A 323-nucleotide genomic window follows, 5' to 3' on the forward strand; every position below is an offset into this window, starting at 1 on the left:
TGTCAGCGTATTCTTGCGCCGCGTTCACAACATAAGGCGCGGCAAACCGCAACGGCGGCGCCGGCGTGTGCATCGACAACAGCACATCAACGCCACGACAAACGGCAGCGATTGGCTGCAGCGGCTTCCAGTCATGGCCAAGCTCGCACACCCTGAACGAAATCTCGCCGAGCTTTTCAGCAAACCAGCGGTAGCCATTTGAATCCAGGTGTCCGTTTTTATCGGTGTAGGGATAGGTCGGGCCTGCCAGGAACCAGTTTTCGTTCTCGTCGGCAAGCTCTATCTGCGCCATACCAACTGCCATATCCCGCTCGTCACGCGTG

1 protein-coding gene is annotated in these 323 nt (G+C 57.9%); it reads right to left on the reverse strand.

Annotated elements, in window-relative coordinates; translation table 11 throughout:
* The coding region (locus tag JYB63_RS22730) for a hypothetical protein (protein ID WP_205660203.1) at positions 1-292 on the reverse strand (292 nt) is incomplete at its 3' end.
* Positions 293-323: the final 31 nt, after the last annotated feature.

It is taken from the genome of Aliamphritea spongicola (genome assembly GCF_017051665.1).
Classification (GTDB): Bacteria; Pseudomonadota; Gammaproteobacteria; order Pseudomonadales; family Balneatricaceae; genus Amphritea; species Amphritea spongicola.